The sequence below is a fragment of the Salegentibacter sp. 24 genome, from assembly GCF_004362395.1.
Taxonomy (GTDB): Bacteria; Bacteroidota; Bacteroidia; order Flavobacteriales; family Flavobacteriaceae; genus Salegentibacter.
Genome location: NZ_SNWE01000026.1, coordinates 1 through 20410, shown reverse-complemented (window position 1 = coordinate 20410; position 20410 = coordinate 1). Strand labels below are relative to the sequence as shown.

General features: G+C 43.5%; 4 protein-coding genes and 2 pseudogenes. All 6 read left to right on the top strand.

The window, feature by feature from the left end; all coding sequences use genetic code 11:
- Nucleotides 1–305 precede the first annotated feature (305 nt).
- Nucleotides 306–8984, top strand: a complete 8679-nt coding sequence (locus DET49_RS15630) for a LamG-like jellyroll fold domain-containing protein (protein WP_133549373.1) — start codon at nt 306–308, stop codon at nt 8982–8984.
- A 212-nt stretch (nt 8985–9196) separates the two neighbouring features.
- Nucleotides 9197–9310: an AbiEi antitoxin N-terminal domain-containing protein gene (locus tag DET49_RS18955; protein WP_410527964.1), complete on the top strand. Its 114-nt coding sequence runs from the start codon at nt 9197–9199 to the stop codon at nt 9308–9310.
- A gap of 12 nt (nt 9311–9322) precedes the next feature.
- Nucleotides 9323–9472, top strand: a pseudogene (locus tag DET49_RS18845) (AbiEi antitoxin N-terminal domain-containing protein); the annotation flags it as partial.
- Nucleotides 9473–9490: 18 nt separating this feature from the next.
- Nucleotides 9491–9961: a type IV toxin-antitoxin system AbiEi family antitoxin domain-containing protein gene (locus tag DET49_RS15625; RefSeq protein WP_262707998.1), complete on the top strand. Its 471-nt coding sequence runs from the start codon at nt 9491–9493 to the stop codon at nt 9959–9961.
- A 175-nt stretch (nt 9962–10136) separates the two neighbouring features.
- Nucleotides 10137–18986 carry a LamG-like jellyroll fold domain-containing protein gene (locus DET49_RS15620; protein WP_133549371.1) on the top strand — a complete coding sequence of 2950 codons (8850 nt, stop codon included), beginning with the start codon at nt 10137–10139 and terminating at the stop codon, nt 18984–18986.
- 414 nt (nt 18987–19400) lie between these two features.
- Nucleotides 19401–20410 (top strand): annotated as a pseudogene (locus DET49_RS15615) (hypothetical protein); the annotation flags it as partial.

The window sequence follows — 20410 nt, the reverse complement described above, 5'->3', positions numbered from 1 at the left end:
TTTATAACGATATACCCCAAACTGAAAACCGTAGTGAAAGCTGCGGTTTTTTTTATTTACCCCCTTCTTGCCCACCAGGGACCTACGACTTAGTATATTGAATCTAAGAATCTTACAATAATTTTGTAGGAAAAATCCCAAAAGAAGACTTTAATCGAATAAAGATTCGCTTTAACGACTTTCCAACAAATCAATCCATAAAAGTAGTATTTTTAATCGTTAAGTGTCCCTTCCCCAGAGACTTACCCTCTCGAGCCATTTGACTACATATCCCTACTTAATTCCTTTTTTAAGCAACTATAATTATGGGAAAAAAATTACTTTCAATATGCTATCTTTTTATTTTCTTGTTTCTAATGCCTGCCCTGGTCTTTGGACAATGCCCTGGTGAAAACCAATCAACATCGATTTCCATCTCAACTTCAGATCCGACTACCTTTTGTAAGAATGAAGAAATAAGCTTTACTGCAGCCCTTAACAATGCCGGTACAAACCCCGCTATTGTTTGGAAAATAAACGGAAATGCCAATGGGCAAAGCGGCCTTGTTTTTACCACCTCCTCCCTTTCCAATGGAGATAAAGTAAGTGCCAGTGTAGTTTCAGATTGTGATCCAAAAATAACTGCCAACAGTAATGTTATTACAGTTACTGTGAATGACTTGAGCACCCCCACTGTATCAATTTCTGCCTCCACCAGCACGATCTGCCAGGGCGAGGCAGTAACTTTTTCGGCTACAAATACCAATGGCGGGACCAGTCCCAGTTATCAGTGGTTTATCAATGGAGCTTCGCAGGGCGCAGCATCCTCAAATAACACTTTCTCAACTTCAGGCCTTAGCAATAATGATGTGGTAAGCGCCCAAATGCTATCAAATGCTACCTGTGCCCAACCAAGTACAGTGACCAGTAACCAGATTTCAATTACCGTAAACGATTTACTTGCACCTGGGGTGGAAATACAGGTTTCCGACTCCGAAATATGCCAGGGAGAAGAAATACGTTTTGAAGCGATAAACCTGATAAATGAGGGAAGCAATCCTAATTTCCAATGGAAGGTTAACGGTGTAAATGCCGGTTCCAATAATACCGTCTTTACGACGACAAATCTTAGCAATAATGACCAGGTAAGCCTGGAAATGACCTCCAATGCCCAGTGTGTTGATGCTGCTGTAAATCCGGCAAGTAGCAATGTGATAAGTATAATTGTAAACCCCTTAATCACACCCGGGGTAAGTATCCAGGCCAGGGATAATCCTGAGCAAAGTATTTGCCAGGGCGAGGCGGTTACCTTTGATGCCACACCAACTAATGGTGGCACCTCTCCCTCCTACCAGTGGAAGGTAAATGGTAATAATGCCGGTACCAATAGTAGTGCTTTCACCACTAGTTCCTTGAGCAACGGGGACCGAATTTCGGTAGTGATGACCTCTAATATCGAATGTGTGGACGAAGCTGCCAACCCGGCCACAAGCGAACTTCTCACCATGGAGGTTAAGCCCATTCTTAACCCGGAGGTGAGCATTAGTGCCTCGAAGACTTTAATTTGTGCAGGCACTGGGGTAACTTTTACAGCTACCGCACTTGATGCCGGTGCCAACCCAACCTATGAATGGTTTATAAATGGTTTTTCCCAGGGTACCCCCTCCACGAACAATATATTTTCTGTTTCGAACCTGTCCGATGGTCAAGAGGTGTGGGCCAAAGTAATTCCAACCGATAATTGTGCCCAACCGGCTACTGCAACAAGTAATAGCATACCCGTAGAGGTGCTTTCCAATGTGCCGTCCAAGCCTTTAGACTTAGCCGGTCCAATTGCCGTTTGTCCCGTGGCCACAGGATTAACATACCAGGTGACCAATGCAAACGATCCTAATATCACCTATAACTGGGTTCCCCCATCTGGATGGTCAATTACCTCCGGACAGGGTACGCATAAAATAGTAGCTACAGCCGGAAACAACTCCGCTACAGGGGATTTGATTATGAAGGTAACAGCTGAAAATATCTGTGGATCAAGCCTGGTTTCAGAATTGGTAGTCGCTGTAGACGATTTCGTGGAAACAAACGCAGGAGAAGACCTCAATCTTTGTAAAGATGTAAATTCCATACCTATTGCAGGCCAGGTGAATTTTGGGGGTGGTCCCGGAAATAGCGGAAACAGTAAATTAAATCCCCGATGGTCCACCTCCGACGGGACGGGAAGTTTTGGTAATGTCGCCGCGCTCAGCACCACCTTCACTCCTACTAGTGCACAAAAACAAAATGGATCTGTAACCCTTATTTTATCAACAGACACTCCAAAAGGAGCCTGCCAGGCCGGTAGGGATGAAATGACGATCTATTTCTACCAGGATGCAACTGCCGATGCAGGAGAATACAGTCCCATTTGCCAGGGTGAAACGATTGATCTATCGGGTACCATGGGCGGAAGTGCTGATAATGTCGTTTGGTCCTCGACCGGAGGAAGCTTTTCAGATCCAAATTCCCTAAACCCTACCTTTACCCCAAATACTACGGGGGAAATTGAGCTAATCCTGACCTCCAGTGGGCCCTGTACTCCCGATGCTACTGACCGTGTAATTATTAGCGTAAACGAACTTCCCACAGTAGATGTAGCAGAAGATAAAACCATTTGTTCCAATGGTACGGCCGATTTAACAGCCACTATTGGCGGCGGTGCAACATCAGGATCCTGGAGCACTTCCGGGGATGGAAGTTTTGATACGGTAAATTCCACATCAGCGACATATACACCCGGGGAAAATGATAAATCCAATGGCATTGCAACAATAACATTCACCAGTAACGATCCCGATGGCCCATGCGAGGCTACCAGTGACGCTATGGAATTAACTATAGAACCTGAAGTACTTGTAGATGCCGGGGAGGATTTTTCAATTTGTTCCGACACCACTGCAAACCTTCTGGCAACAGTAAGCGGGGGAACAAATACCGGCGTTTGGTCCAGTGCCACTGGCGGCTCTTTTTCAAATCCCAATGCTCTTAATACTATTTACACGCCAAGTGAAACCGACGTAAATTCAGGGAATGTTATATTAACTTTTACCTCCGATGACCCAACCGGGGAATGTGGGGCCATCTCAGATGATATAAGTATTGCTATTGATCCGGCTGTTGAAATTGAAGCCGGTGAAGATTTAAATGTGTGCTCAGGAGGAACGATCGAGCTTTCAGGTGCAAATCTTAGCGGCGGTGCCAGCACAGCTGCCTGGGAAATAATTTCAGGCGGGGGAAGCTTGAGTCTTAGCTCACAAACTGCAACTCCTGAAACTGTGACTTATACCGCTGCCGGCAATTTAAGCGAAACTGTTGTTCTCAGGTTAGCTTCAAATGACCCTGCTGGCTCTTGCGCAGTGCTATATGATGAAATATCTATTACGGTGCACAAGGCACCTGTCATTACCACCCAGCCTTCTAACACGGGAGTTTGTTCCACAGAATACGCCGAATTTAACGTGGTAGCAACGGGAGATCAGCTCAGCTATCAATGGTATAAAGATAATCAGCCCCTGGAGGGAGCAACTTCTAAAGATTTAATTATAAACCAGGCTACCGCTACCAATGCAGGGCGCTATTATGTAGAAGTTAGTGGGGCTGAGTCCTGTGCACCGGTAATTTCCGATGAGGTAAGCCTGAATGTTGATGAAGATATTCAAATTACAGCACAATCAGAGGATAAAACCCTGTGTGTCTCCCAGGGAAGCCAGGGGGTTAGTTTTAATATAAGCGCCGCTGCCAACGGGTCCGAATTGGTATTTGAGTGGTTTAAGGATGGAGCGGTAATCAGTGATGCCCAGACCTCTGTTACCACTACCCAAACCAATGGGGTTTATACCAGTGTATTAAATATTGCTAATGTAGCGCTAAACCATGATGGCAATTATGCGGCAAAAATTTCCGGGTCGAGCAGTTTTACCTGTCCGGAGGCAGATTCCAGAACTTTTGTTTTAAGCGTTAACGACAATCCCAGTCCACCTGTTACAGAGGATATCATTTATTGTCAATTCGACACTCCCGCAGCACTTAGCGTTGTCTCTGGTACAAACCTTAAATGGTATTCAAGCATTGATGCCGAGCAAGCCCTGGAATCAGTACCTGTTGCAGATACCCAGAATTTTGGTCAGACCTCCTACTGGGTTTCCCAGACTCCTGATAATTGTGAAAGTGCACGTGCCGAGGTCAAAGTGATTGTTAAGGAGAAACCGGGATTGCCAGGAGTGGAAGATATTTCCTATTGTTCGGGGCAGACTGCCCAGGAGCTTTCAGCAAGCGTGACAACAGATGCATCCTTAACCTGGTATGATTCCCAGGATGGTGAGGCTTTGGTTTCTGCTCCAATTCCCAATACAGAAAATCCAGGGAAAACAACGTATTGGGTAAGCCAAACCCCTAATGATGGTTTTGGTTGTGAAAGTGACCGTGCACCAATTACCGTTACCATTAACGAATTACCACAAGTGACCATAAGCATTGATGAATCCATAGTCTTATCTGATGAAGATAATCCGGTAATTTGCCTTAGTAGCAGTATAGAATTGACAGGGAATGGAGCCTTAACATACACCTGGAACACAGATTCAGAGACACTGGGCTCCGGTTCCTCCTTGAGCGTATCCCCGGAAGCTACTACAACATATTATGTTACAGGGACTGATGGAAATCAGTGTAGCAATACCTCTGAAATCACCATTGAAGTTGATGAGCAAAGTTTAGGGGGCACAGTCTCTGGCAGCACTAATGTATGCCAGGGCAGTAATACTGGTACCCTGAATTTAACGGATCACAAGGGAGAAATCCTGCGCTGGGAATCTTCGACCGACAACTGGGCAACCGAGCTTGTTATCGATAACACAACGACCTCGTTAACCTATACTGATATTACCGCCACAACAGCATATCGCGCGGTTGTAAAAAATGGCATATGTGAGGCGGTAGAATCAGAGGCAGCGACCATTAGCGTAGATCCTATCAGCGTGGGAGGTGAAGTATTCGTGCAGGGAACTACAAATAAAACCCTATTGGTCTGCCACCAGGCAGATGAGGCCTCTATTACCCCCTTAGAGCTGGTAGGGGCCACAGGAGATGTTATACGCTGGGAATACAGTTCCGATTCGGGAATAAACTGGATCCCTATTGCGCTGGATGCAACCCCCAATATTCAGGGTTACGAAGGGATCACTGAAACCCGGTTATACAGGGCTATTGTTAAAAGCGGCAGTTGTTCCGAGGCGGCGTCTGCCGTGGCGATAATAAGTGTAATTCCAAACCAGAAACCAAGTCCGGTGGAAGCCAGGCCAGCTGTGGTTTGTTTAGGGGAAGATGTGGAACTATTTTCAGAAAGCAGTTTTGCCACCGGGCGAGATCTTGCCAGCGGAGGCACTTTTAATAATGCAAATCCGGAAGGCTGGTTGGCCGATGGTTGTGGGAATTGCCTGAACTCAGGGGGTAGCAATACCAAAGAGACCGGTTTTAGATTAAGTGCCACCAATGGAGGGACTTATTCCGGGGTCAATTATACTTCTGACAATAAATTCGCCATCAGCAACGGGAATTACAACAGTATTATGGAGACCCCCGTTTTCAATTTAATCGGCATAGCAGATGGTTCTTTAGAATTCAGCCATTCCTACAAGTTGGTTGGGGATGCTGAAATTTATGTAGAAATATCCACCGACGGAGGAACCAATTATTCTAAGGTTTTATGGGAACAACGCGAACCAGGAGAATTAACGCCTCATCAGAATTTCCATAATAGTTCGGCTACCGAAATGGATATCGATCTTACAAACTACCTGGGCCTAAGTAATCTCAGAATTCGTTTTGTTTACCAAGGAACTACCAATAGTTCGTGGGCAATTGATAATGTGACTATTCCTGACGCACCGGTAGACGAGCGCATGGAATGGGTTGATGAACAAACAGGGGAAGTAATAAGCACTACCGAAACTGCTACGGTCACCCCGCTAACACCAGGGATTAATTACTATAGTGTGACCTCCTACATTAACGGCTGTAGAAGTTTTGGTGAAGAAGGAACAGAAATAGTGGAAGTCTTTGCCTATGATAGCTTTACTACAGAGGCAGCTATAGCTGAAGGACAAAGTACGGCTTGCGGGAACAATGCCATCCAGCTAACTGCAAAGGTAATTTCTGCTTATCAGACCGGGCAGGATGGCAACGGTGAAATAACTGAATTTACACCCGATGATACTTTTACCGCGCGTTGGACTGTTCAAGGCATGACTGAAACCGAATCCAATGCCTATTTTGACGATCCTTCCAAACCGGGAGCCATCTTTAGTTCAGATACCCAGGGAGATTATGTATTGCTTTGGACCATAACCCCAAAAAATGTATCGGGACAACCTGATAACCCTTGCGCAGCATCAGTAGTTGAAATACCCGTAAGCATTAGAAACTGCCAGGCTCTTGATTTCGATGGTGTTGATGATTACGTTGACCTGGGAAAAACCTATACCGGCAACTATAGTCTGGAAGCCTGGGTTCGACCAGAGGCTTCAAGCGGTACCATTATTAGCGGACCTTCTTTTGAAATCAATGTGGAGGACCTACCTGGGAATATAAACGTGAACACACGTTGGTATCATATTGCTGTTTCTAATAACACGCTTTACGTAGATGGAATTGACATCGGTAGTTTGCCCATGGTCAATAGTGGTGAAAGAGCTTTAATCGGTGCGCGCTGGAATAATGAAAATGCCAGTGCTGAAAACTATTTTACCGGGTGGATAGAAGAGGTTCGAATTTGGAATACCACAATAACTGTAGAACAAATAAGGTTTATGATGAACCAGCGTCTCTACAATAACGGCACTCAGATGGGAATGCAAATCCCTATGGATGTACCTGGCGGTTTAAGTTTTGATAAGCTTCAGGGCTATTACCAACTTCTTGCCGACCCTGATCTGCTCTCTGGCGGAACAACCCCTGATCTTTCCAACACAGCTATTGCAGGAAGACTGGTAAATATAGAAACTTTCCAGGAAAACACAGCGCCCCTGCCCTATACCTCCGTAGCGAGCGGAGAATGGGAAACCAGAACCACCTGGACCGAACCTATAGTATGGGATTTTCCAAATAGTACCGGCATTAACGGAGAGGCCATTGAATGGAATATCGTAAGGACCGCTCATGATATTAATTCCGGAAATAAAAATATCAGGGTCCTAGGTTTGCTTTCCCAAAGCGGAACGCTGGATATATTCAATCCATCAGGAAGCCATAACCAAAGCAATACCGGGCAGTTTTTAAGCATTAGTCACTACCTTCTTTTAAACGGAATCATCGACCTTACCGGCGAATCCCAGTTATTACAGGATGTAGGAAGTATCGTTGATCCAGCCAGTTCAGGATACCTGGAACGGGACCAGCAGGGTACGGCAAACAGTTTTAACTATAATTACTGGAGCTTCCCGGTTAGCAGTGGGGCTTCAAATGCCGGAGGAAGTATTCGGGGCCTGCTCAAAGACGGAAGCAATTCGAATGCTCCGGGAGATATCTCCTTTGGATACGACCACACCTATGCTGATAATTATGATTATAATACAGGAGCCAAAAGGATAAGTGGGTACTGGCTCTTTAAATTCTTTGGCACTGCCAATGTATATGGAGAATGGAAATGGATAGGGGAAAACGGCCAGCTTAATACCGGGGATGGATTCACTATGAAAGGAACTTCCGGGGCTGTACCTATTGCAACACGACAAAACTATGTATTTAGGGGATTGCCTAATAATGGCCCTGTTGATGGCTTAAGTATTGGAGCAAACCAAAACCGTTTAACCGGGAACCCATACCCCTCGGCCCTGGATGCAAAGCAATTTATTTTAGATAATCTAAATTCGGCAGATGTCTCAGGCGCCACTAATACTCGGAATATATTTAATGGAGCCTTATATTTCTGGGATCACTTTGGAGAGGAAAACACCCATATTTTAAGAGAATATGTAGGGGGCTATGCGACTATAAACCTTGCAGGAACTGTGGCTTCCGCAACCTCCAGTGATGAGCGAATAAATGACAATAATGCCAGTAGCTCCAAAAGGCCGGGACAGTTTGTACCTGTTGGGCAGGGATTCTTCATCAATACGGTCCTGGATGAATCTTTAAAAAACGGCATAAGCATTCCGGGAGGAGAAGTAGTATTTAACAACGCCCAGCGTGCTTTTGTTACTGAAACCGATCCAGACGACTCTTATTTTCTTAAACCTATTTATCCCAGCAAAAAACAGAAAACGGTGGGCACTAAAGATACCAGGTACAAGATAAGACTGAATTTCACATCCCCTCAGGGGTATTTACGCCAGATCCTGGTAACGGCCGATGCCAATACTACTAAAGGCTTTGACTTAGGATACGACGCCCCATTAATGGATGATTTATCAGAGGATATGTACTGGTTAATTCAAAAAGGGAAATTCGTGATCCAGGGCGCTCCCCATTTTAATCTCGATCAAAATTTTCCAATAGGCCTTAAAATCTCTGAAGAAAAAGAATTCACAATAGGCATCGGAGCCCTTGAAAACCTTCCTGATATCACCGATATCTATTTACTTGACAAAAGGGATAGTACGTATCACGATTTAAGGAAAGAAGCATATAAAGCAAGCCTGCCCGTGGGAGAATACCAGGATCTATATGAAATTGTTTTTGATGACGTTACTACTGCAAGAGAAGACAAAGAACCAGGAGAAGGCCCGATCGATTATATTTATTCCCTTGAAAACAGTGAATTTATCATTAGTAATCCTGAACTTCATAAAATCGATCATATCAATATTTACAATATTGCGGGCCAGCTGGTAGATCAACATTTTGGCATCCCCGACATTAAGGAAATCCATATTCCCCAGAAAAAATCTTTAAGTTCGGCGGTTTATATTGTTAAGGTATACACCAGTGCCGGAGATTATGCGAAAAAGGTGATCATCAGAAAGAATTAAGCCTACCGGGAATACCTCAAGCTAGAAGCCCGAATATTAATTAAAAAATTCTAATGATTATTTACTGATAATTATAGTTGAAAAAAGAGAAGGTAAAGCAAAGATACCAAAATGTTCAAGTAACCATTTATAAGAAAATCCGAGTAGATTTTACTCAGAACAGATAGATATATAATTTATCTGTGGTTTAAAAAAAATCTTATTTTCGTACTATGAGTACTAAAAAAGAATTTAAAATAAACCAATTATTACAGTCCCCACCATCGGGAGTAGTATATCTATCCTCAAGGCTTGTTGAGCAAGGTTATAGCCACGATCTTTTATGAAAGTACAAAAACAGAAATTGGTTCACCTCTATAGGTTCCGGAGCCATGATAAGAACTGGTGAAGAAGTAGGATACAAGGGTGCTGTATATGTATTACAGGAACAATCAGGGATAAGCGTGCATCTTGGAGGAAGAACAGCCCTATCACTACTGGGAAGAGCACATTATTTGGACTTTAATGTGAAAAAAATATTCCTGTTCTGTAAAAGTGGCACTACGCTTCCAACTTGGTTTTTAGATTATGATTGGGGATATAAAATAGAACAAATAAACACCTCTTTCCTTCCCCCTGATATAGATTTATCACCTATTGATAAAAAATCGTTTTCTATAAAAATATCAAATGCGGAAAGAGCCATCATGAAATGCCTTTACTTAACGCCAAAAATCCATTCCTTTTTAGAATGTTATGAACTTATGGAGGGGTTGAACAACTTAAGGCCAAACCATGTACAAACCATACTTGAGCAGTGTAATTCCGTAAAGGTAAAACGATCGTTTTTATATATGGCTGAAAAGGCGAATCACAATTGGTTCAATTACATAAAAACTAAAAAAATAGATTTGGGCAGTGGAAAACGGTCACTTTTAAACGATGGTGTCTATATACCGAAATACAATATAACCGTACCTAAAGAGATGGAAATTTGAAAGGTATTTCTTAATGAAGGTTTTTTCTTACAAATAATAAGTGTTTTTAAATATAAAAAAGCCTTTTAACTGGTTTTTAATCCGTTAAACTGACTTTTCACCTCCGAATTCTGGTTAAAATAGATTTTTTATAGGTAATTTTACAGCCTTATACTAATTAGTTGTCAGGGTGCCTATGAGTAAAATTACTCCCCGGTTTTTAATTGCGGTTATTATTTGCGGATTGTTTTCACTTTCCGCTATGACCGCATTGGCTAATAATCCTTATGGCCCCATGGAACCTGCGCTAATCCACCAACACACCACTAAAAATTTCTTTGTAGGCTTTCTAATGGAAGTGGCACCAGCCATTACAGATGTCGATATCTCACCGGCAAGTTGTAGCGATGCCAATGACGGATCGATAAGCATCACGGTAACAGGAGGAACAGCTCCCTATACTTATTCCTGGACAGGACCTGGTGAGGTTAGTTCAGTAGACAGCCCAAATATAAGCCAGCTTGTTCCCGGCACTTATGCCGTGACAGTATCAGATGCTAACGAAGATACGGTCAGTGATAGTTTTACCGTAAACTTTGATGACTCGGAGCTGCCTGTTGTGCTTACCAAAAATATAAGCATAGCCTTAAACACCGGTGGAACCGCTGTGATTGAGCCAGGTGATATCGATAACGGTTCTTCTGATAATTGTGGAATTGCAGCCATCGCTCTGAACAACACAAATTTCAGTTGTGCTGATGTGGGTGCCAACCAGGTAAGTCTAAAGGTAACTGACATTAATGGAAATATCGCAACAGGAACCGCTACGGTCACTGTCCAGGATAATATTGCACCCAGCCTTATCACTCAAAATATCACCGCTAGCCTTGATGCCAGCGGGAATGCAAGCATTGCGGAAGACGCGGTTAATAACGGCTCATCTGATGCCTGTGGGGGACTTACTTTTGATACCGCTATCACCAACTTCGATTGTACGGATATTGGAGAAAATACCGTCACCCTTACCGTAACTGACACTTACGGAAATTCAGCCTCAAAGACTGCTATAGTTACCATTGAAGACAAGGTTGCCCCCAGCGTTTTAACTCAAAACATTACTGTTCAGCTTGATGCCAGCGGAAATGCAAGTATTGCAGAAGACGCGGTTAATAACGGCTCATCTGATGCCTGTGGGGGACTTAGCTTTGATACCGATATTACTACCTTCGATTGCACGGATATTGGGGACAATACAGTAATCCTTAGTGTTACTGATAATCTTGGAAACTCAGCCTCAAATACAGCTATTGTTACCGTGGAAGATACTATTGCACCTACAAAACCAAGCCTTGCAAAGTTGGAATGGACCTGTGGCACGGCAATCAATGAATTTCCTACTACTACCGACAACTGTACTACTTCAATCACCGGAACCACTAATGATCCTCTCGAATTTTCGGATCCTGGGGAATATTCCATAACCTGGACATTTACAGATCCCTCTGGTAATAGCCTTACCGCTATCCAGGAAATATCAATTCCTGAACCAAGCGTTGAAATCCCGTCAGTTCATGGGAATGCTTATTGTAACACAGATGAAATTCCAAGCATAACATTTACCGGGAACACCTTACCAGATAAAACCTATACCTGGTCCTATGAAACCAGCTCCAATATTGATATAGGCCTTGCTCCTACCGGGACCGGCAACATCCCGGCATTCACCGCCAAAAATAATAGCAGTATGCCCGTGACGGTAGAATTCACCGTCATCCCTTATGGAGGAAACTGCCAGGGGGCTAAACAAAATTTCACTATAAGTATTAACCCCACCCCGTCAGTTACTACCCCAAACGATATTGTAATCTGTGAAGGTGAGACGTTGAGTAGCATTGATCTCTCCAGTGTTTCGGTGACAGGAAGCACTGTAGCATGGACTAACGACAACCCAGAGATCGGGCTTAGTGCCAATGGAACCGGGAACATTGCTTCGTTTATTGCAACCAATGATTCAAACCAGCTACAAAGTGCTACGATCTCCTTGACAGCTTCAGCAAACAATTGTACTGGCCCAACTCAGACTTTCAATATAGAGGTTCAACCAAAACCTCGGTTGGAGCCCCCTTCTATTGATGACCTTTGTAATGGAACCCCAACTGCAGCCATTTCCCTAACTGGAAATCTTGATGGAATTACTTATGATATTTCGGGAGGCTCTGCCATTGGACTCTCCGATAGAACCGGTGTTTCTGAGATTCCAGGCTTCACTCCTGTCAACAACACCCAGACTACCTTAAGCCAAACGATAAAAATCACCCCGAAAGCTAATGGATGTACCGGGGAGCCGATAGAAATTCCGGTGAGGGTAAAACCTGGTCCAACAGTAAATGCTACTTACTCAAATCAAATTTGTTCAGGAGGTCAAACCGATATCGCTCTTAACAGCCCTGTTGCAAATACAGCCTTTCACTGGACTATTGACGCCCCAACAGGTATAGAAGGGGCTACTGAAGGTAGCTTTGACTCCCAGGGAATGATCTCGCAGCAACTTGTCAATACTACCTCGGAGCCTCAAACCTTGATTTATAATATCACTCCTGAGGCCCAGGGATGTACCGGCACCACGATCCCGGTAAAAATTACCGTAAACCCAACACCTGATTTTGAAATAAATCTCCCCGAATGCGTCACTTCCATTGACCTAACAGATCCTGCAATTAAAAAAAACACCTCTTTGGTCTATTCATACTGGGAAGACCCGGAAGCTACAATAGAAGTTGAGGATCCCACCCAGGTTCGCCTGGGGACTTATTATATTAAAGGCCAGAGCAATGCCGGCTGCGTGAATATAGAAGAGGTCAGCGTTGAAAAAATAAAACCGGTTTTAACCAACTTAGATGATGCTCCCTCTGAGATTTGTAGTGGGACCGCCTTTAGTTTCCTGCCCGAAAGTAATCTGGAGGAAACTAGCATTAGTTGGTCCAGGGCAGCCGTGGGAGAAAACCCGGCCACAGATTCATCTGTAAGAAACAATATTAACCCTAATGAATCCCTGGTAAACAACACCGGAAAGCCTATAACTGCCACCTACATATTTACCTTGGAAAAAAACGCCTGTTCCAATGAATTTATCGTTGAAGTTGAAATTTCTCCAGCACCCCAGTTGATCCAGGAACCAATAAGTGAGATTTGTAATGGGAGTAGTATTAGCTATACCCCTAAAAGCTCCCTTGCCAACTCCACCATAACCTGGAAAAGAAATGCATTTGAAGGGAATCCTGCAGCATCAGGCTCTGGGACTATTGGTGAAATCCTTTATAACGACACCGGTCGCGAAATCGGTGTGAGTTACTTTATTACTATAACTTCCCCAAAAGGCTGTAAGGTAGAAGAAAGTATAAGCTTTTCTTTATTATCCGGACCAAAGGTCACAGCCAGTGCTTCAAAGAATAATATTTGTGCAGGGGAAACCATTGACCTGAATTCTACTTTCGAAGGAGCGCAATCTGTAAATCCGGTCTTACTGGATGAAAATTTCAATGGAGCTACCCCCAACTGGCAATCAATTAATAACTCTACAGGCGGAAACCAGCAAGATGCTTCATGGACCAAGAGAGATGGAAGTTATAATATGAACTATGGAAGTACAAGGTCTGATGGCAGCACCTTTTACATTTCTGATAGTGACGCTCAGGGCCGAAATGGGAAAACCAGAACGATTTTATTATATAACCAGGCTTTAAATACCATTGGTTATTCTTCCCTGGAGCTTACTTTCTGGCAGGATTTTTCTAACTGGAATAATGAGGATTACGGCCTGGTTGAGGTTTCTACCGATAAATCCAACTGGAGGACGCTTGAAACGATAGATGGCGGAGGATATCGTGATGAAAATGTCAGTGTGGATTTATCCGGTTATATAGGCCAGGAAACCCTATATGTTCGGTTTAGATACAGAGCCAACTGGGGATACTGGTGGGCAATAGATAATGTTAAGATAACTGGAGAAGGATCCAGTATTCCTGATGTTACCTGGACCTCTTCTACCAATCCTGACTGGACTTCAAATGAACCTAACCCAACAAATATTTCAGTTTCCAGAACAACCATCTTCACCGCTACCTATACTGATCCAAATATAGAATGTCCAGGGGTAGGAACAGTTGAAGTCAGCGTGAAAGAACCTTTACAGCCTGAAATAATTGCCAATTACTGTTCCCTGGGTCAAACAAACCAGGTACTTTTATCTGCAGATGGTCCCTACGATTCCTATCGCTGGGTAGCCTCGGGACAAACTATTTCACAGGAAGAATCCTTAGAGGTAAGCCTGGCCCAGACCTACACCCTGTATGTAACCCAAGACGGATGTGAAGCCTCCACTTCCATAACCCCCAATGAAAACTTAATTCCCAATGGGGATTTTGAAGATGGCAATACTGGGTTTAACACGGTTTACAATTATGTTCAAAATGATCCGGGCTCCCGTTTGGAAATGTACCCGGAAGGCCTGTATGCTGTCGGGGAGAATGCCTATAACTATCATAATAATTTTAGTGGACTCGGACACGGGGGGCGAGGTAATTTTATGATCGTAAACGGAGACCGGTCCACAGGGAATATCGTATGGGAATCAGATCCGCTTGAAATAATCCCGGATACCGATTATTACTTTAGTGCCTGGACCTCTAATGTGAACCCTGCAAGTCCCGCCCGTTTAAGAATCCAGGTGCTTGTCAATAATAGTGTGGTAGTTGAAAGTACCCTGGGAGACCTTACCGGTGAACCGGTGGGAAGTTGGATTAACTTTTATAATCCTGAATTATGGAATTCAGGGAATACTACCCAGGCCACAGTAAGGATTATAAACGAAAACCCTGACCCGGGTGGAAATGATTTTGGTATTGATGACATATCTTTTGCCGCATTTAGGTCCTTTGATTTTGAGTTCAGCCCTGAGAATGATGGTCCTGTCTGTGAAGGGGAAACAATTAAGTTAAGCGCAAACCTGGTAGGGGGACGTTTACCAATAAGCTTCGAATGGAGTGGCCCTGATGGATTCAGCTATTCCACCACGGCTAAAAACCAACAAGAGTTGGTCGCGGCAGACACACTTAGCATATCCAATGCCACAGCGGAAATGGCTGGTGAATATTCCCTTAAAATAACGGATTTCTATGGTTGCAACCTGGAATCAAAAACAACTAGCGTAACCGTAATTGAAAAGGCCGTTGTCTTTGCGGGAGACGATCTCCAAATATGTTCCAATGACCCGGTAATAAATCTTTCCTCAGCTTCAATAACCCACAACACTATAAATTCAGGATTCTGGACCACCTCTGGTGGAGATGATTCCAGGTTCACCGATCCCGGTAGTATTAATACCACTTACAATCCCAGCCAGGCTGAGATTTCTGCGGGAGAAATAGATCTGATCCTCACTGCAGACCAGGATAGCAGCGCAGTTTGTGAACCAGTTAGCGATACCATAAACGTCGTCTTTAATATAAGTCCTGAATTAGCCCTTATAGCCCAGGATGTAACCTGCCACCAGGGGAGTAATGGCCAAATAGAAATTAATATTGCTGAAAACACAGGCAGCAGTCCCTTTACCTACCAGTGGAGTGATGGACAAACAGGGAGAATAGCAGAAAACCTTAGACAGGGGGATTATTTCGTGAAGGTTACCGACGCAAAATCCTGTACGGTGGTTTCTGATACTATAAGTATAAGGCAACCCGAAGAATTAATAGTGGGGAACCCTTTTGAAATACAGAAAGCCTCCTGTTTTGGGGATTTTGGTACCGTAGTGGGTATTCCCGTAAACGGCGGCCTTTATGCCCAGGAAACTGTTGATTCAGCAAATATTCCTTATTCCCTGGAAATACTTGATTCCCAGGGAGACCCAGTTAGTTTAGGAGCAGACCAGGTAAATTATGAAATTGCCACACAGGGTTTTATAGTTTCAGGATTGCAAGGTGGAACGGGGTATACCTTTTTGGTAAGTTCCAGTGATAACTGTGCTGCGCAGGTAAAGACATTCACTACCCTTAGCCCCCCTGAAATAAATGCGGGAGAAGTCCCGGAAATCTCAGAATGTGGGGTAAAAACAATTTGGCTCTCGGCCAGCCCGATAGATCCGGAAATTGGCAGTGGATCCTGGTCCTACAATAATGGGGAAACTGCTTTGCTTGCCGATCCAAACCTACCTGGCACCAGTTTTACCGGAGAGCCAGGAGAAACCTACACCCTGACCTGGAGTGTTGCCTCTGTGGCCAACCCAAAATGCGTGGTTTCTAAAACTATAGAAGTAACATTTCCGCCCTCCTGCAGCCAGTTAAACTTTGATGGCCAGGATGACTATGTAGACTTAGGGGATCATTATGATATGAGCTCCAGCTTTTCCATTGAAGCCTGGATAAAACCACATTCAGATTCCGGGACTCAAACTATAATCTCAAAAAGGCCTACAGATCATCTTAATGCTGGTTTTGATTTATTTTTGAACAAAGGAGCACCTACCTTCCGTGTCAATGATGTAAGTGTTATAGCCAGGAGAAAACTCGGTACAGACCGCTGGTACCATATTGCCGCAGTTTATATTTCAGGCTCGGCCCTTAAAATCTATGTAGATGGCATTGAAATTCAAACCAATACTAATAAGGTTCCTGGCTCTGTAGGTGAAACCAATACCCCCGCACTAATTGGAGCCGTGTATGCCCCTTCCAATCCCGTTGCAAGCAAAGATCACTTTCAGGGCTTTATTGAAGAATTGCGCATTTGGAACACTGCAATTTCAACAGATCACATCAGATTTTTTATGAATCAACGTCTGGTGGAAGATGCCGGAGCGGTAAGCGGTACTATTTTAGGAAACAACTTAAACCTGCCCAATGCCCCGGAAACCAGCCTTTGGAACAATTTAGCAGGCTATTACCAGCTTCTTGCCAAAAATAACCTAATTAGTGATGGTTATACCGATAACCTGGGTAGTCTGGGGGCACCAGCCAATGGCTTGCTTAAAAATATCCAGGAAATGCAGGAAAACACAGCTCCTCTGCCCTATATACTCTACACCGATGGCAAAGAATGGTTCGATAAAACAACCTGGGAACTGCCCGCACAAATCGAAGGCAGCAACATAAACTACCGGGATGTTTGGAATCCACCAAACAGCCTGGGAATCGATAACAGTAAAATAGACTGGAATATCGTAAAGCTCTCGAAGAACCTTGAAAATCCCGGCAGCCCAAATAACACCAACAGCATAAAGTTACTGGGATTAATTTCTGAAAAGGGGGTCCTGAATATGAAGGGTGAAAATCATATGGGGGAAAGCCAGGTAGGTTTCGGAACAGGAAATGCCCTTATCATTACCCATTACCTCCATCTGGATGGGACAATCGACCTTAACGGCGAGTCACAACTAATTCAGACCCAGGGAAGCCAGATCACCGGTAACGGAAATATAGAACGTGATCAACAGGGAACTGCGAGCAGTTATAATTATAATTACTGGAGCTCTCCAGTCTTGCCTACTGCATCGAGTTCGACCTACAAAGTCAACCAGGTTCTGCACGATGGTTCCATCGCTGGCACCAATGTATTTAAGCCCATCAATTTTAAATGGCCCCACACCCATGCCGATGGTGCAAAAGCAGATCCAATTAAAATAAGTGATTACTGGATTAATGCTTTCCGCGCCAGAAAAGCCAATGCTTATAGCCATTGGGAGCAAATTGGAAGCTATACTCCGTTAAAGCCGGGGGAAGGTTATACTATGAAAGGCACCTCAGGAGAAGCCAAAATAAAAGATCTTCAAAATTACACCTTTTCCGGGTTTCCAAATAATGGCACCATAGAAGTGAGTCAGATTAAACCCGGTCAGAATTATCTTCTGGGCAATCCTTACCCTTCCGCTATTAGTATCGAAGAATTTATTTTGGATAATATCAGTCAGGGAGAAGGCCGTAACGATAAGAACCTTTTAAACGGGGCGGTTTATTTCTGGGATCATTTTGGGGGCAAAACCCATTATCTGGCGGAATATGTTGGGGGCTATGCCGTAAGAAATCTATTGGCCGGGGTGGCCGCTATTTCCAATGATTCCAGGATCAACGCCACAGGAGCCAAAAGTACCAAGCGTGCCGGAGCTTATATCCCAGTAGGGCAGGGATTTTTCGTAAATACCACCCAGGATAATTCTCTTCCCGGAAATATGACTGATTTCGATACTGGAAACATTGTTTTTAAAAATAGCCAGCGTGAATTTGTGATGGAAAAAGGTCAAAGTTTTTCCTTCTTCCTGGAGGCCAGGGATAATATAAAAGCTGCAAAGCAGTACAAAGAAAAGAAAGATTCCCGGTACAAAATACGACTGAACTTTCACTCTCCCACGGGTTACCACCGGGAAATTTTGGTAGGCGTAGACGCAAGAACAAGCAAAGGCTTTGATTTGGGCTTCGATGCGCCTTTATTAGACAAGGCTCCCGAAGATATGTATTGGGTAATCGACAAAGGAACATACGTGATCCAGGGAGTACCTAATTTTAACCTGGATCAACGAATTCCTTTAGGCATAAGCATCGCCGAGGAAAAAGAGTTTATTATAGAGATTGCAGAATTAGAAAATCTTCCTGACCATACCGATATCTTCCTTCTTAATAAAAGCGATAGCACTTATCATAACCTGCGAAAAGAAGCATTTAAAGCAAGCCTGCCCGTGGGAGAATACCAGGATTTATATGAAATTGTTTTTGATGACGTTACTACCGCCAGAGAAGACAAAGAACCAGGAGAAGGCCCGATCGATTATATTTACTCCCTTGAAAACAGGGAATTTATCATCAGCAATCCCGAACTGCATATAATTGACCATATCAATATTTACAATATTGCGGGCCAGCTGGTAGATCAACATTATGGCATTCCGGACATTAAGGAAATTCATATTCCCCAGAAAAAATCTTTGAGTTCGGCGGTATATATTGTTAAGGTATTCACCAGTGCAGGAGATTATGCGAAAAAGGTGATCATTAGAAAGAATTGAGGATACTGTTTCAAAGAAGTTGAACCAAATTTAGGAAAACAAGGAATATTTTAATCTGCGCTTGGCCTAAGCATTTAATAAAACAGTGCCACCCTGGTAGGGTCCGGTTTCAAAACTGATCAGTGGTTACTCATTTTAAAGAGATGACCTTTGGTCATCTATAAAAACACAATACCCTCATCCCTTGGTCATTGAAACTCAGAAATCTTAAGGACTTCTTTAGAAAACCTATTTTAACAAAAAATATATTTAAATGAAAGCTTTTTCCTACACTCATATAAAACCCAACTATAAAAAATGCCTTTTATCTGGTTTTTAGATACTTAAAACATTAATTTCTGTTTAAATTCTTGTTAAAGTATATTTTTTATACGTAATTTTACAGTCTTATACTAATTAGTTGTCAGGTTGCCTATGGGTAAAATTACTCCCCGGTTTTTATTTGCGGTCATAATTTGCGGATTGTTTTTACTCTCCGCGAAGGCCGTAATTCCTAATACTAGCTATGGCCCAAATAGAGCGATAACAGTTGATAAACAGCAATCTTATTTTATAGGTTTTTACATTTATTCCTCGACTAAGGAAGCTTCAGAGATAATCGCATCTACCATTGACGCCGATTGTACAGAAGACATTACGAACCCTACGGCAAGTAATCCTGCCCCGGTTACAGTACAGTGCGCAGCAGATATCCCTGCCCCTGACATTACGGTAGTGAACGATGAGGCTGATAATTGTACCACTAATCCAAACGTCGCTTTTGTAGAGGATACCAGTGATGGAAATAGCAATCCAGAGGTCATCACAAGAATCTATAGCGTAACGGATGATGCCAATAACAGCATCAATGTTACGCAAACTATTACGGTAGACGATACGCAGCTTCCAACGGCAAGTAATCCTTCCCCGGTTACCGTGCAGTGTACTGCTGATATCCCTGCCCCTGACATTACGGTAGTGACCGATGAAGCTGATAATTGTACCACAAATCCAAACGTCGCTTTTGTAGAGGATACCAGTGATGGAAATAGCAATCCAGAGGTCATCACAAGAACCTATAGCGTAACGGATGATGCCAATAACAGCATCAATGTTACGCAAACTATTACGATAGACGATACACAGCTTCCAACGGCAAGTAATCCTTCCCCGGTTACCGTGCAGTGTACTGCTGATATCCCTGCCCCTGACATTACGGTAGTGAACGACGAGGCTGATAATTGTATCACAAATCCAAGCGTCGCTTTTGTAGAGGATACCAGTGATGGAAATAGCAATCCAGAGGTCATCACAAGAACCTATAGTGTAACGGATGATGCCAATAACAGCATCAATGTTACGCAAACTATTACGATAGACGATACACAACTTCCAACGGCAAGCAGTCCTGCCCCGGTTACAGTGCAGTGCGCAGCAGATATCCC